This window comes from Zobellella iuensis (assembly GCF_016746085.1).
In the GTDB taxonomy this organism is placed as follows: Bacteria; Pseudomonadota; Gammaproteobacteria; order Enterobacterales; family Aeromonadaceae; genus Oceanimonas; species Oceanimonas iuensis.
Genome location: NZ_JAERTZ010000020.1, coordinates 25,928 through 38,890 on the forward strand (window position 1 = coordinate 25,928; position 12,963 = coordinate 38,890).

A 12,963-nucleotide genomic window follows, 5' to 3' on the forward strand; every position below is an offset into this window, starting at 1 on the left:
GTCCTGGATCATAAAGCGCCGCCCGCTTGGCACTAAAGTATGATGTCTTCGAGCGAATCCGCTTGAGGGAATCCGAGCCACCCTCCGTTGCCAGTATGCAGCCTGAGCCGACCCCGAGGGATCATTCTATGGGACCAAGGAAAAACGATGATGACCAGGCATTCCCAAGGCCGCCGGATCACCTGGCCGGCCGACCAGTTGATCGTCAGCAAGACCGATCTGAAAGGCCATATCACCTATGCCAACCGCACCTTTATGGCGGTATCCGATTACGCCGAGCCGCAACTGCTGAGCCGCCCCCATAACCTGATCCGTCATCCCGACATGCCCCGCGGGGTATTCAAGCTGCTGTGGCAGACCCTGCAACAGGGCAAGGAATTTTTCGGTTTTGTCAAAAACAGTACCGCCAATGGCGATTACTACTGGGTCTATGCCAATATCACCCCGTCCTACGATCTGGACGGCCGGAAGGACGGCTATTTCTCGGTTCGTCGCTATGCACCGGAGGCCGCCGTCGGCACCATCAGCGCCCTGTATCGACAACTCAAAATACAGGAGCAGGGGCTGGAGCGGCAGGAAGCCACGGAAGCGTCTTATCGGGGGCTGTGCGACTATCTCGAGCAACGGCAGCAGAGTTATCACGACTGGGTCACTCGCCTGTACCGCGACACCATGGAGGTGGCCCATGTCGGCTGACGTCCGCCATAAACGCTCCCGGGCGCCCTTTTTCTATTCCCAGTTTGTGATTTTTTGCCTGATCATCCTCGGCCTGATGCTGCTGCAATTGATACTTCATCACTGGTTGCCGCAGCATTTCGGCTGGTTCCTGAGCGCCAGCCTGCTGCTGGCCCTGACCCTGGTGATGCTGTCGGTCGGCGAGGCGCGCAAGGCGGCCATGACCCAGCAGCAAATCAGCCAGCGCCTGCAGAATGCCGCCTCCGGCCACATCTACCAGCGGCTGGGCGATACCCGCAACAAGGGCGAAATCGGCCAGGTGGCCTGGGCCCTGAACGACCTGCTGGATGTGATTGAAACCTACTTCAAGGAGGCATCGGCCTGCTTCTCCCATGCCGCCGAAGGAGATTTTTCCCGCCAGGCGATGACGGTCGGCCTGCCCGGTGACTTTCGCCAGTCGCTCGGCAAGATCAACGACGCCATGGCCGTCATGTCCCGAGTGCAGACCCTCACCAGTGAAAACCGGCTGAGCGCCGGCCTGCATCGGCTCAACTCCCGGCACCTGCTGCAGGATCTCAATATCACCGAGCAGGATCTCGGCCATATCGATCAACTGATGGCACAAGTGAGCAAACTGGCCGAACACAGTGCCGCCAGTGCCGAAGACGCCCAGGGCCGGATCCGTGAAGTCAGCGACGCCAGCCGGCAGATCCAGCAGCATATGCAGGAAATGAGTCTGTCCGCCCGGCGCCTGGAGCAACATCGCGGCCATATCAATGCGGCCCTGGCCATGATCCGTGAGATCACCGAGCAGACCAACCTGCTGGCCCTGAACGCCAGCATAGAGGCGGCGCGGGCCGGTGAGCACGGGCGCGGGTTCAGCGTGGTGGCCAATGAAGTCCGGGCCCTGTCACAACGAACCCAGGCCACCGCCGCCGGTATTGCCGAGCATCTGGCGGCCTTTGAAGTCAGCATGCAGGAGCTTGGCCTGCGCCAACAGCAGAGCGAGCAGCAGGCCGGGCAGGCCGATGCGGCCATCCGCCATGTCGCCGAGGTGGTCATGACCACCAATAGCGCCGCCAGCCAAACCCGGGAGTTGGTAGAGCAGGCCCGCTGGCTGAGCCTGCAGTCGCTGCTCAAGGTAGAGCACCTGGTGATCAAACAGGTCGTTTACCGCCTGCTCGAAGACCGTCACGAACAACAGGCCCGGACACGACTGACACAGCTGCAACAACAGGGGCGCTTTCGCCAATGGTTGGCGGAGCAACCCGCCGGTGCGCAGACAACCCGACTCGAGCAGCACCACCGGCAGCTGGAACTGGCCTTCACCACCGCCATCGCCATCAGTAACGGCAGCCATGTCGACGAGCAGCAGCTGTTGCATCAGGTCGGCCAGGCCGAACAGTTTTCCGCCGCCTGGCTGGCCGAGCTGGCCCACCGGCGTCTGCCGGCGCCGGCCTGAAACAGCGCTTGTTCAAATTATCGCCTCGGGTTAGGATCGGCCCCCTTTTTTGCCGATCACGCCCGAGGACACCATGAAAACCTTTATCCCCAGCAAAGACGCCGCCCTGGAAGACTCCATCAGCTACTTCCAGCGCCAGCTCCAGTCCCTGGGTTTCAATATTGAAGAGGCCTCCTGGCTGAATCCGGTGCCCAACGTCTGGTCGGTACATATCCGCGACAAAGACTGCCCGCTGTGCTTCACCAACGGCAAGGGCGCCAGCCGGAAGGCGGCCCTGGCCTCGGCCCTGGGCGAATACTTCGAGCGTCTGGCCACCAACTATTTCTTCGCCGACTTCTACCTGGGCCGGGACATCGCCGCAGGCGAGTTCGTGCACTACCCCAACGAGAAGTGGTTCCCTGTTCCGGCGGACAACCGCCTGCCCGCCGGCCTGCTCGACGACTTTACCCGCGGCTTCTACAACCCGGACGATGAACTGACCGCGGACATGCTGATCGATCTGCAATCGGGCAACGAGGAACGCGGCATCTGCGCCCTGCCCTTCGAGCGCCAGGGCGACAATGAGACCGTCTACATCCCGATGAACATCGTCGGCAACCTCTATGTCTCCAACGGCATGAGCGCCGGCAACACCAAAACCGAAGCCCGCACCCAGGGGCTGTCGGAAGTGTTCGAGCGCCATATCAAGAACCGCATCATAGCCGAGCGCATCAGCCTGCCGGGCATCCCCGCCGAGGTGATGGCCCGCTACCCGCACATCCAGGAATCCATTGCGGCGCTGGAAGCGGAAGGCTTCCCCATCCACGCCTTCGACGCCTCCCTGGGCGGCCGCTACCCGGTGATCTGCGTGGTGCTGTTCAACCCGGCCAACAGCACCTGTTTCGCCTCCTTCGGCGCCCATCCACGTTTTGAAGTGGCGCTGGAGCGCACCGTCACCGAGCTGCTGCAGGGCCGCAGCCTGAAGGATCTGGACGTGTTCGTGCCGCCCTCCTTCGACGACGACGAAGTGGCCGATCACCACAACCTGGAAACCCACTTTATCGACTCTTCCGGCCTGATCAGCTGGGATCTGTTCAAGGACCAGGCCGATTACGACTTCGCCGACTGGGACTTCAGCGGCAGCTCCGAGCAGGAATTCAACCACCTGATGGCGGTGTTCAACGAGCTGGAGCAACCGGTCTATATCGCCGACTACGAGCACCTGGGCGTGTACGCCTGCCGTATCCTGGTGCCCGGCATGTCCGACATCTACCCGGTGGAAGACATGCTGCTGGCCAACAACAATATGGGCGCGGGACTCAGGGCGACACTGCTGAGCCTGCCCACCAGCGATGCGGACGGCGACCAGCTGATGGGCCTGTACGAGCAGTTGGAAGAAGAAGGGCTGGACGACTTTACCCGGGTGCGGGAGCTGCTCGGCATCGCCCCCAACAAGGGCACCGCCTGGCACACCCTGCGGGTGGGCGAATTGAAGTGCATGCTGGCCCTGGCCGCCGGCGAGCTGGAAACCGCCCTGGACTACGCCGACTGGACCCTGAGCTTCAATGCTTCCGTCTTCACCGAAGAGCGCCACCGCTACTACCGTTGCCTCAAGGCGTCGCTGGAGCTGCATCTGGATGACAACCGCGAACCGGTGCAATACAGAGCCGCCTTCGACAGCATGTTCGGCGCCGACACCGTAGCCCAGGCCTGGCAGCAGATCGCCGGCGAGGCCCGTTTCCACGGCCTCACCGCCGCCGACGAAAGCCTGCAGGACTTCGCCGCCCACCAGGCCCTGCTGGCCACCTACGAAAAGCTGCAGAAGGCCAAACGCGCCGCCCAGTGGGGATAAGAACCTGTAGATGATCGGCACGGTCGGCCCGTTGGCCAACTCATACCGATAAGACAGGCAACACCCTTGCCCAAACAGGCGGACAAAGGGAACGGCTCCGCCGACCGTCACATGCCATGGATGGCATGTGCGAGCCTACATGGACGTACTTGCGGCGTGTCGGCGGAGTTGGCCCGTTGGCCGACTCATACCGATAACACAGGCGACGTTGTCAACAACCAAAACCCCGGCATTCACCGGGGTTTTGTTTTATATCATCGCCAAGGTCGGGGCAAACTCAGGACTGCTTGTCCTTGAGCACGTCCTTCAGCCCGGCGGCATCGATGGCGCCGGGGATCAGGGTACCATCGGGGAACACCAGCGCCGGGGTGCCGTTCAGGCCCAGGCCGCGGAACAGGGCCATGTTCTCGGTCAGCTTGTCGGCGATGTCCTTGCTGTTGGCCTTTTCCTGCAGGGCCTTGGCATCCAGCCCGGCCTTGCCGGCGATGGTGGCCAGGGCCGCCGCCTGCACCCGCTGCTGGTTCATCAGTGCCTGGTGCAACTCCTCATACTGCCGGGGCGCGTCCTGGGCGGCGGCCAGCGCCAGCCGGGCGGCCTGCACCGAATCCGGCCCCAGAATGCCGATGTCCTTGACGATCACCTTCAGTTCGGGCTCGCTTTTCAGCACTTCCAGCAGGGTCTGGTTCATCCGGCGGCAATAGGGACAGTTGTAGTCGGTGAAATACACCATTTCGATCTTGCCCTTGCTGTTCCCCATGATGCCATCGGTCTTGTTGGCAAACAGCTGTTGCGATTGTTCCTTCAACTGCTGCGCAAACTGCTGCTGCTGGGCCAGCTGGTCCTTCTCTTCCAGCTTGATAATGGCCTCGCGCAGTATCTCCGGCTGCTCGAGCAGGGTTTCGCGCACCAGTTGCTGGAATTCTTCCCGGCTCATCTCGGCCTGAGCGGCGGGCAACAGGCCCAGGGCCAGTACCGGCATCAAGGTTTTCAGTACTCTATGCTTCATCGGATTCTCGCTTCAGGTTATTTCAGGGCAGCCTAACAGACAGGCTCGGCCGCCAGAAGTGTTCAAGACTACTTGTTGTTCAGGTAGTCCCGGTCATAAAAGGTACGGACCCACTGGGGCCGGAATACCACCAGCAGGGTAATGGCCATGCCGTTGAGCAGCGCTTCCGGGAACAGCAGCAGCGGCAGTATGCTGACATAGTTGTCCAGCACCGTCGGCCAGGCATATTGACCCGACCAGGTCAGGTAGCCGGCGAAGGCCAGGGTCTTGGCGGCGATGGCCAGGGCCCCATTGAAAAAGCCGGCCACAAAGATATACACGAACAGGTGCCGGTACAGGTAACTGTAGCTCAGCAGGAACACGAAATAGCTGACCGCAAGCGGCAGTATCACCCCCAGCAACAGGTTAATGCCGAAGTCGCTCCAGGACTCGACGCCGAACAGGGTCACCAGCAGCAGGCTGAGCAGCGCCGTCAGCTGGCTCAGGCGCCAGCCCAGCATCAGCGCCAGGGTGGTCAGGCCGAGAAAGTGGATCTCCAGCCCCTCCTTGACGCCGGCCTGCAACATCCACAGGGGCACCAGGGCGATGGCCGCCCCGAAACACAGGTGCTGCCGGGTTTTATCCGCCAGCCATGCGTGCCAGTCCAGCCCCCGGGCTGCCACCAGCAACACCACCATACTCAGCAATATCGACATCGGCATCGGCTCCTTGGTGCGCTTCCGGTTCACTGATATTCCGCTCAGCATACTAGCATGTCTCAGGCCCCCGGGACCCCTGATCAGGGTAACCGCATCCAGAACGACAAATTCCGGAAAACCGGAAGCACCACACCGGAAAATTCTGAAAAACCAGAATACCCATTACCGGCCCCCATGGAAAATCAACAGGTTACAGAATGAAACATGCCATTAACCCTTGGCACCAAAAGTGCAACCTTATTGCTGCACACTCATAACCAAGGAAGCTAACCAATGAAGGTCATCAAACACTGTCTGCTCGGCGCCACCCTGGCCCTCTCCGCCACCGCCACCCAGGCCAACGAGTTCATCAACGTGCTCACCGGCGGCACCAGCGGCGTCTACTACCCGCTCGGGGTGGCCATGTCCCAGCTTTATGGCGAGCACATCCCCAACGCCCGGGTGCAGGTGCAGGCCACCCGCGCCTCGGTAGAAAACCTGACCCTGCTGGAGCGGGGCCGGGGCGAAATCGGTTTCGCCCTGGCCGACAGCGTGGGCGATGCCTGGAACGGGGTGGAGGAAGCCGGCTTTCAGGCACCGCTGAAGAAGCTGCGCGCCGTGGGCTCCACCTATTCCAACTATATCCAGATAGTGGCACGGGCCGACAGCGGCATCAGCAGCCTGGAAGATCTGAAAGGCAAGCGCATCTCGGTCGGCGCGCCCCGCTCCGGCACCGAGCTCAACGCCCGCGCCATCTTCAAGGCCGCCGGCCTCGGCTACGAGGATTTCTCCCGCACCGAATACCTGCCCTTCGGCGAGTCGGTGGAGCTGATGAAGAACCGCCAGCTGGACGCCACCCTGCAGTCCGCCGGCCTCGGCATGGCCGCCTTCCGGGATCTGGCCTCCCACGCCCCCGTGGTGTTTATCGCCATCCCCGAGGAGGTGGTCGCCCGCATCGGCAACGACGCCTACCGCACCGGGGTGATCCCCGCCGGCACCTACACCGGCCAGGACGCGGACGTGCCCACCGTCAGCATCAGCAACCTGCTGGTAACCCATGAAAAAGTCTCGGACGACACCGCCTACCAGATGGCCAAGCAGGTCTATGAAAACCTGCCCGCCCTGGGCAACGCCCACAGCGCCGCCCACGGCATCGATCCCGCACTGGCGGTGGACGGCCTGCCGCTGCCGCTGCATCCGGGTGCCGAGCGCTACTTCAAGGAAAAGGGCCTGCTGAACTGAGGACCAGGGCCACGGGCGTACCGTCCGTGGCCCACCAACGAATCACCGAGACCAACAACAAGACAGGGCCGCAGTCGGCCACCGAACAACCAGCAGCCAGGCCGCCGAATGACGGTACCGGCTGAGGAGTGATGATGAACAGTGCCAATACCCGGCCCCATGCGCTGATTTTCTACGGCGCCCTGGCCTTTTCGATCTTCCAGATAGTGACCGCCGCCTTCAGCCCCCTGTCCACCACGGTAGTGCGGGCCATCCACGTCGGCTTTCTGCTGTTTCTGGTGTACCAGCTTTACGGCGTGCGCGGCCAGTCCCTGTCCCGGCCGTCGGTGTGGGGCATGCTGCTGGGCGCCCTCGCCCTGCTGTTCGCCTTCTACCACTGGTGGTTCGAGGCGGACCTCATCTATCGCGCCGGCGACATGAACCAGGCCGACTGGGTCATCGGCAGCGTCACCCTGGTGATGGTGTTCGACGCCGCCCGCCGGCTGATGGGCTGGGCCCTGCCGCTGATCTGCCTGGCGTTCGTGGGCTATGCCCTGTTCGGCCAGTACCTGCCCGACGCGCTGATGCACCGGGGCTACGGCCTGGATCAGGTGGTGTCGCAGCTGGCCTTCAGCACCGAAGGCATCTACGGTACCCCCACCTATGTGTCCTCCAGCTACATCTTCCTGTTTATCCTGTTCGGCGCCTTCCTCGAGCAGGCGGGCATGCTCAAGCTGTTCAACGACGTGGCCATCGGCTCGGTCGGCCATACCCGTGGCGGCCCGGCCAAGGTGTCGGTGCTGTCCTCCGGCATGATGGGCACCATCAACGGCTCCGGCGTGGCCAACGTGGTCAGCACTGGCCAGTTCACCATTCCGCTGATGAAGAAGTTCGGCTACCGGGCCGAGTTCGCCGGCGCGGTGGAAGCCACCAGCTCCATGGGCGGCCAGATCATGCCGCCGGTGATGGGCGCCGTCGCCTTTATCATGGCCGAAACCATCAATGTGCCCTATGTGGAAATCACCAAGGCCGCGCTGATCCCCGCCGTGCTCTATTTCTTTACCGTCTTCCTGATGGTACACCTGGAAGCGGGCCGCGCCGGCCTGCACGGCCTGCCCAAGGAAGAATGCCCGAGCCCCCTGGCCGCGCTCAAGAGCCGCTGGTACCTGCTGCTGCCGCTGGTGGCGCTGGTGGTGATGCTGTTCTCCGGTTTCACCCCCCTGTTCGCCGGCATGATGGGCCTGGCGCTCACCGTGGTGCTGATCATGGGTAACGGCATCGCCAAGCACCTGGGCCCCAAGGGGCTGCGCTACGCCTTCTGGATAGGGCTGGGCCTGGCCTGCGCCACCTTCAACCAGTTCGGCATCACCGCCATCTTCGTGATCGTGGCGGTGCTCACCGTGCTGTTGCTGGCCAAGCGCGAGCAGGGCATCTTGTCTACCGTGGTCAACGCCCTCTACCAGGGCGCCCTGCATGCGCTGCCGGTGGGCGTGGCCTGTGCCCTGGTGGGCGTCATCATCGGCGTCATCTCGCTCACCGGCGCCGCCACCATCGTCGCCGGCTACATCATCCAGCTGGGCGAGCACAGCCTGCTGCTGTCCCTGGCGCTGACCATGCTCACCTGCCTGGTGCTGGGTATGGGCATTCCCACCATCCCCAACTACATCATCACCAGCTCCATCGCCGCCCCGGCCCTGCTGGAGCTGGGGGTGCCGCTGATCGTGTCGCACATGTTCGTGTTCTACTTCGGCATCATGGCGGATCTGACCCCGCCGGTGGCCCTGGCCGCCTTCGCCGCTTCGCCCATCGCCAAGGCCTCGGGGCTGAAGATCGGCATCCGCTCGCTGCAAATCGCCATCGCCGGCTTCGTGGTGCCCTATATGGCGGTGTACGCCCCCGAACTGATGCTGCAGGGGGACGCAGGCTTACTGGCCACCGTCTTCGTGGTGTTCAAGGCGCTGCTGGCGGTGTCGCTGTGGGGCATGGGCGCCATCGGTTACTGGCTGCGTCCCTTCGCCTGGTGGGAGCGGCTGGCCGCCGTGGCCGCCGCCGCCCTGCTGGTGTTCTCGTTGCCGCTCACCGACGAACTCGGCCTGGGCCTGGCCGCCCTGCTGCTGGGCCGCCACTGCTGGCAATACCGTCGCCAGCGGGCGCTGGCGGTGGCCTGATGATCTGCCTGGCCACGGCCACCGCCACCCTGATGCTGCTGACCGGCGGCATCAGCCTGAGCTGGGACCATTCGGTGGAAAAGACCCGCTGGACCGAGTATTACCGGGCAGAGGCCGGCCTGCTGCACTTGGTGGAGGCCAGGGTGCAGGGCGCGGGCGCCGGCATGGAAGCGCCCCCGGGGGCGCGGCTGGTGCAGGGCAGCTGGCGCTGGCAGCCGGACCTGCGGCTGGCGCGGCTAACCCTTGCCAGCTCGGAATTTACCGGGGATTATACCCTGTGCCCGGACTCGGGCCCGTGCCGGCCCCTGGGTCACTGGCTGCCGGCCGGGCACGGCGTTACCCTCACCGCCTGTGAGGTTGCGGAGGTCGACTGAACACCCCACTCAAGAAGCGGCTGCTGTGGTCGCTCGGCATCATCCTTTTTGCCCTGCTGCTGGCCTGGATCTGGCACGGCAGCTGGCAACGCCAGGCCGTCGAGCAAGAGCTCAGGGCCCAGCAGCAACTGCTGGTGTACCGGGCCGCGCTCGAATCGGAGATCGCCCGCTTCGAAAACATCCCCCGCGCCCTGCGCTCCCATCCGGTGCTGACCCGCGCCCTGGCCTCGCCCCGCGACGCCGACGCCGTGCACCAGGCCAATCTGCTCTTGCAACAGCTGGCGGAAGAAACCGGGGTGGAGGCGCTCTACATGATGGATGCCGGAGGCGCCACCCTGGCCGCCAGCAACTGGCACCAGCCCCACTCCTTTATCGGCCAGAACTACCGCTTCCGTCCCTATTTCACCGATGCCCTGCAGGGCAGCGTCGGCGAGTTTTACGGCGTCGGTGCCACCACCGGCATCCCCGGCTATTTCTTCGGCCTGCACCTGGGCCGGGAGACCGGAGCAGAGGGAGTGCTGGCCGCCAAGATCACCCTGCTCGAGCTGGAGCTGGGCTGGCAGCCGGCCCGGGATCTGGTGATGGTGGTGGACGCGGATCAGGTGATCGCCCTGGCCTCCCGCGCCGAACTCAAGTTCCAGACCCTGGCGGCCCTGAGCCCACCGGCCCGGGAGCGATTGGAACGCACCCGGCAGTACACCCCCATGCCGCTCGAGCCCCTGGCGCTGGGCCGCAAAGGCGGCCAGTGGTCCTGGCAAGGGCAGCAGTACATGGTCAGCGAAGTGCCCCTGCCCCGGTTGCAATGGCGGCTGCAGCTGTGGTGGCCGAGCCGGCCGCTCTACACCGGTGCCAACCTGATCACCGCCGTCGCCGGGGTCAGCCTGATCGCGGTCGTCCTGCTGCTGCTGTACTGGCGCCAGCGCCGGCGCTACATACAGGCCCAGCTCAAGGCCAAGGGCGAACTGGAGCGCAAGGTGATGGCCCGAACCGCGGCCCTGGCCGCTTCCAATCATCAGTTGGAGCGGCAGGTACAGGAACGGATCCAGGCCGAGGCCCGGCTCAGATCCATGCAGCACGAGCTGATCCACATCAACCGGCTGGCGGCCCTGGGCCAGATGGCGGCCAGCGTCGCCCACGAGGTCAACCAGCCACTGACCGCGCTCAAGAACCAGTCGGTCAATACCCTGCTGCTGGCCCGCCGCGGCCATACTACCGAGCTCGAACAAAGCCTGCAGACCATGGGCCGGCTGGTGGACAGGATTGCCCGCCTCAGCTCCCAGCTCAAGCTGTTCGCCGCCACCCGCCGCAAGACCCGCGGCCTCGCCCGCTTCGATGAGGCCCTGGACAATGTGCTGAGCTGGCTGGCGCCGCGGCTGGAAGAGCAAGGGATCCGGCTGCAGCGTCCCGCCGCGGCGGGGCTGCAGCTGCCCATGGAATTGCATGCCCTGGAGCAGGTGCTGGCCAACCTGCTCGGCAACAGTATCGACGCCCTGGCCGGGCAGCCCGCGGCCTGCATCACCCTCGCCGCCGCCCCCCATCGCCTGTGCCTGTGCGACAATGGCCCCGGCATCGCCCCCGAGCTGCTCGACAAGGTCACCGAACCCTTCTTTTCCACCAAGCAGGCGGGACAGGGGCTGGGCCTGGGGCTGGCGATAGTGCGGGATCTGGTGGAAGCCAGTGGCGGCCGCCTGGAGATAGACTCGCCCCCCCGGGGCGGCGCCCGATTTACCATTAGCTGGAGAGATGATGAAGCTCCCCCCCATTGAAGTCTGGCTGGTCGAAGACGACGACGACGTGCGCCAGACCCTGCTGCAGACCCTGCTGCTGTCCGATATCAAGGCGCGCGGCTTTGCCCGGGCCGAACAGGCGCTGCAGGCACTGATGCCGGAGGCGCCGGTGGTGGTGCTGTCCGATGTGCGCATGCCGGGCATGGACGGCCTGGCCCTGCTGCAACAGCTGCAACAGCGGGATGCCGAGCTCCCGGTCCTGCTGCTCACCGGCCATGGCGACATTCCCATGGCGGTGGCCGCCATGCGCCTGGGCGCCCAGGACTTCTTCGAGAAACCCTATGAACCGGAACAACTGCTGCACAGCCTGCGCCGGGCCATGGACAAACGCGCCCTGGTACTGGAAAACCGCCGCCTCCGCCAGCAGCTGGCCGCCAACCAGGGCCAGCCCCTGCTGCTGGGCCATACCCCGCAAATCGAGCAGTTGCGCCGGCAAATAGACAATATCGCCGATACCAATGCCAGCGTGCTGATCCTGGGGGAAACCGGCACCGGCAAGGAAATGGTGGCCCGCAGCCTGCACCAGGGCAGCGGCCGCAAGGGGCACTTCGTGGCCCTGAACTGCACCGCCCTGCCCGAGTCGATTTTCGAGAGCGAAATGTTCGGCGCCGAGCCCGGAGCCTTCACCGGGGTCACCAAGCGCCGCATCGGCAAGATAGAGCATGCCAACGGCGGTACCCTCTTCCTCGACGAAATCGAGGGCATGCCGCTGGCGCTGCAGGCCAAGATGCTGCGGGTATTGCAGGAGTCGGTACTGGAACGCCTCGGCGGCAACAAGCTGATCGAGGTGGATGCCAGGGTGGTGGCCGCCACCAAGCTGGATTTGCTCACCGCCAGCGAGGCGGGCCTGTTCCGGGCCGATCTCTACTTCCGGCTCAACGTGGTGACCCTGTACCTGCCGCCCCTGCGCGAACGGCGGGCCGACATCCCGCTGCTGTTCCTGCACTTCGTCGAGCAGGCCAAGGCCCAGTACAACCGGGAGGTGCCGGCGCCATCCGACCATCTGCTCCAGCAATTGCTGAAGCGGAACTGGCCGGGCAACGTGCGGGAATTGCGCCACCACGCGGAGCAATATGTGCTGGGCGTGCTGCCGTCACAGGAAAACGAGGTGCGCCTGAGCCTGCCGCAACAGCTGGCGGAACTGGAGCAGCAGTTGATCCAGGCCGCCATGGCGCGGGCCGACGGCAATGTGGCCCTGGCCGCGGAGCGGCTCGGCATCCCGCGCAAGACCCTGTACGACAAGTTGGCCAAGTACCGACATCACGCCGCCGGCGAATCCTGGTAGAGCAGCTCGATACATTGCTCCCGCACCCTGACCGGCATCAGATCCGCCAGGGTATGCTGGTCCAGCACCATCAGAAACTGCTTCAGCGCCAGGCTGAACATCTGCCGGCCCCGGCAGGCCGGTGCTATCACACAATGATGGCGTGATTCGAAACAGTCGGTCAGCTTCATGTCCGGCTCCAGCTCCCGCACCAGGGTGCCTATCACTATCTGCTCCGGGGCCCGCAACAGGTGCAAGCCTCCCCCCTTGCCCCTGATGGTGGTGACATAGCCCCGCTGGTGCAGATCCTGGATCACCTTGCGCAGATGGTGATGGGATACCTTGAAATGGGCGGCGATCTCCGGTGCGGTACAGCGGCGCGCGCGGTGCAGGTTCAGGTATATCAATACCCTGAGGGCATAATCGGTGTAATGGGTCAGGCGCATAATCACTCCCGGGGTCAGGCATTCATCCCCTCTGCTGGCCCCATACTGTGGC

10 protein-coding genes and 1 pseudogene are annotated in these 12,963 nt (G+C 64.2%); 8 read left to right on the forward strand and 3 right to left on the reverse strand.

The annotated features are described in order from the left end of the window. Positions 1–147 precede the first annotated feature (147 nt). The 3 genes and pseudogenes from JKV55_RS19945 (at position 148) to ycaO (ending at position 3,968) form a co-directional block, all read left to right on the forward strand. On the forward strand, positions 148–696 hold the full coding sequence (locus tag JKV55_RS19945) for a PAS domain-containing protein (protein ID WP_237332789.1): 549 nt from the start codon (positions 148–150) through the stop codon (positions 694–696). A gap of 673 nt (positions 697–1,369) precedes the next feature. After that, positions 1,370–1,717: pseudogene (locus JKV55_RS20285) on the forward strand (methyl-accepting chemotaxis protein); the annotation flags it as partial. 493 nt (positions 1,718–2,210) lie between these two features. Further along, positions 2,211–3,968: a 30S ribosomal protein S12 methylthiotransferase accessory factor YcaO gene (gene ycaO / locus JKV55_RS09355; RefSeq protein ID WP_202084540.1), complete on the forward strand. Its 1,758-nt coding sequence runs from the start codon at positions 2,211–2,213 to the stop codon at positions 3,966–3,968. Between the two features lie 277 nt (positions 3,969–4,245). On the opposite strand, the gene JKV55_RS09360 is transcribed toward ycaO, so the two are convergent. Both JKV55_RS09360 and JKV55_RS09365 read right to left on the reverse strand, forming a co-directional pair. Next, entirely contained in the window at positions 4,246–4,974 is a 729-nt protein-coding gene (locus JKV55_RS09360) for a DsbA family protein (RefSeq protein WP_202084542.1), read from the reverse strand. Between the two features lie 68 nt (positions 4,975–5,042). Further along, on the reverse strand, positions 5,043–5,669 hold the full coding sequence (locus tag JKV55_RS09365; protein ID WP_202084543.1) for an energy-coupling factor ABC transporter permease: 627 nt from the start codon (positions 5,667–5,669) through the stop codon (positions 5,043–5,045). A gap of 276 nt (positions 5,670–5,945) precedes the next feature. Between JKV55_RS09365 and JKV55_RS09370 the strand changes: the two genes are divergently transcribed. The 5 genes from JKV55_RS09370 (at position 5,946) to JKV55_RS09390 (ending at position 12,486) form a co-directional block, all read left to right on the forward strand. Further along, positions 5,946–6,893: a TAXI family TRAP transporter solute-binding subunit gene (locus JKV55_RS09370; RefSeq protein WP_202084545.1), complete on the forward strand. Its 948-nt coding sequence runs from the start codon at positions 5,946–5,948 to the stop codon at positions 6,891–6,893. Between the two features lie 134 nt (positions 6,894–7,027). Continuing rightward, positions 7,028–9,040, forward strand: a complete 2,013-nt coding sequence (locus tag JKV55_RS09375; RefSeq protein WP_202084547.1) for a TRAP transporter permease — start codon at positions 7,028–7,030, stop codon at positions 9,038–9,040. Beyond that, entirely contained in the window at positions 9,040–9,414 is a 375-nt protein-coding gene (locus JKV55_RS09380) for a DUF1850 domain-containing protein (RefSeq protein WP_202084548.1), read from the forward strand. The genes JKV55_RS09375 and JKV55_RS09380 overlap by 1 nt, the downstream gene beginning before the upstream one ends. Before the next feature lie 134 nt (positions 9,415–9,548). After that, a complete protein-coding gene (locus JKV55_RS09385; protein WP_369409633.1) occupies positions 9,549–11,180 on the forward strand; it encodes a sensor histidine kinase in 1,632 nt (543 codons plus the stop codon). Beyond that, the gene (locus tag JKV55_RS09390; protein WP_202084550.1) at positions 11,161–12,486 is read left to right on the forward strand and encodes a sigma-54-dependent transcriptional regulator; all 1,326 of its coding nucleotides are present in this window, start codon (positions 11,161–11,163) and stop codon (positions 12,484–12,486) included. The genes JKV55_RS09385 and JKV55_RS09390 overlap by 20 nt, the downstream gene beginning before the upstream one ends. Here JKV55_RS09390 and JKV55_RS09395 read toward each other — a convergent pair. Then, on the reverse strand, positions 12,462–12,911 hold the full coding sequence (locus tag JKV55_RS09395) for an RrF2 family transcriptional regulator (protein ID WP_202084552.1): 450 nt from the start codon (positions 12,909–12,911) through the stop codon (positions 12,462–12,464). The genes JKV55_RS09390 and JKV55_RS09395 overlap by 25 nt on opposite strands. Positions 12,912–12,963: the final 52 nt, after the last annotated feature.

What these genes read in the sequence shown, in the direction of transcription:
- JKV55_RS19945 (WP_237332789.1), top strand. Translation starts at nt 148, where the DNA reads ATGATGACCAGGCATTCCCAAGGCCGCCGGATCACCTGGCCGGCCGAC.
- JKV55_RS09380 (WP_202084548.1), top strand. Translation starts at nt 9,040, where the DNA reads ATGATCTGCCTGGCCACGGCCACCGCCACCCTGATGCTGCTGACCGGC.
- JKV55_RS09365 (WP_202084543.1), bottom strand. Translation starts at nt 5,669, where the DNA reads ATGTCGATATTGCTGAGTATGGTGGTGTTGCTGGTGGCAGCCCGGGGG.
- JKV55_RS09395 (WP_202084552.1), bottom strand. Translation starts at nt 12,911, where the DNA reads ATGCGCCTGACCCATTACACCGATTATGCCCTCAGGGTATTGATATAC.
- JKV55_RS09370 (WP_202084545.1), top strand. Translation starts at nt 5,946, where the DNA reads ATGAAGGTCATCAAACACTGTCTGCTCGGCGCCACCCTGGCCCTCTCC.
- JKV55_RS09390 (WP_202084550.1), top strand. Translation starts at nt 11,161, where the DNA reads ATGAAGCTCCCCCCCATTGAAGTCTGGCTGGTCGAAGACGACGACGAC.
- JKV55_RS09375 (WP_202084547.1), top strand. Translation starts at nt 7,028, where the DNA reads ATGAACAGTGCCAATACCCGGCCCCATGCGCTGATTTTCTACGGCGCC.
- ycaO (WP_202084540.1), top strand. Translation starts at nt 2,211, where the DNA reads ATGAAAACCTTTATCCCCAGCAAAGACGCCGCCCTGGAAGACTCCATC.
- JKV55_RS09360 (WP_202084542.1), bottom strand. Translation starts at nt 4,974, where the DNA reads ATGAAGCATAGAGTACTGAAAACCTTGATGCCGGTACTGGCCCTGGGC.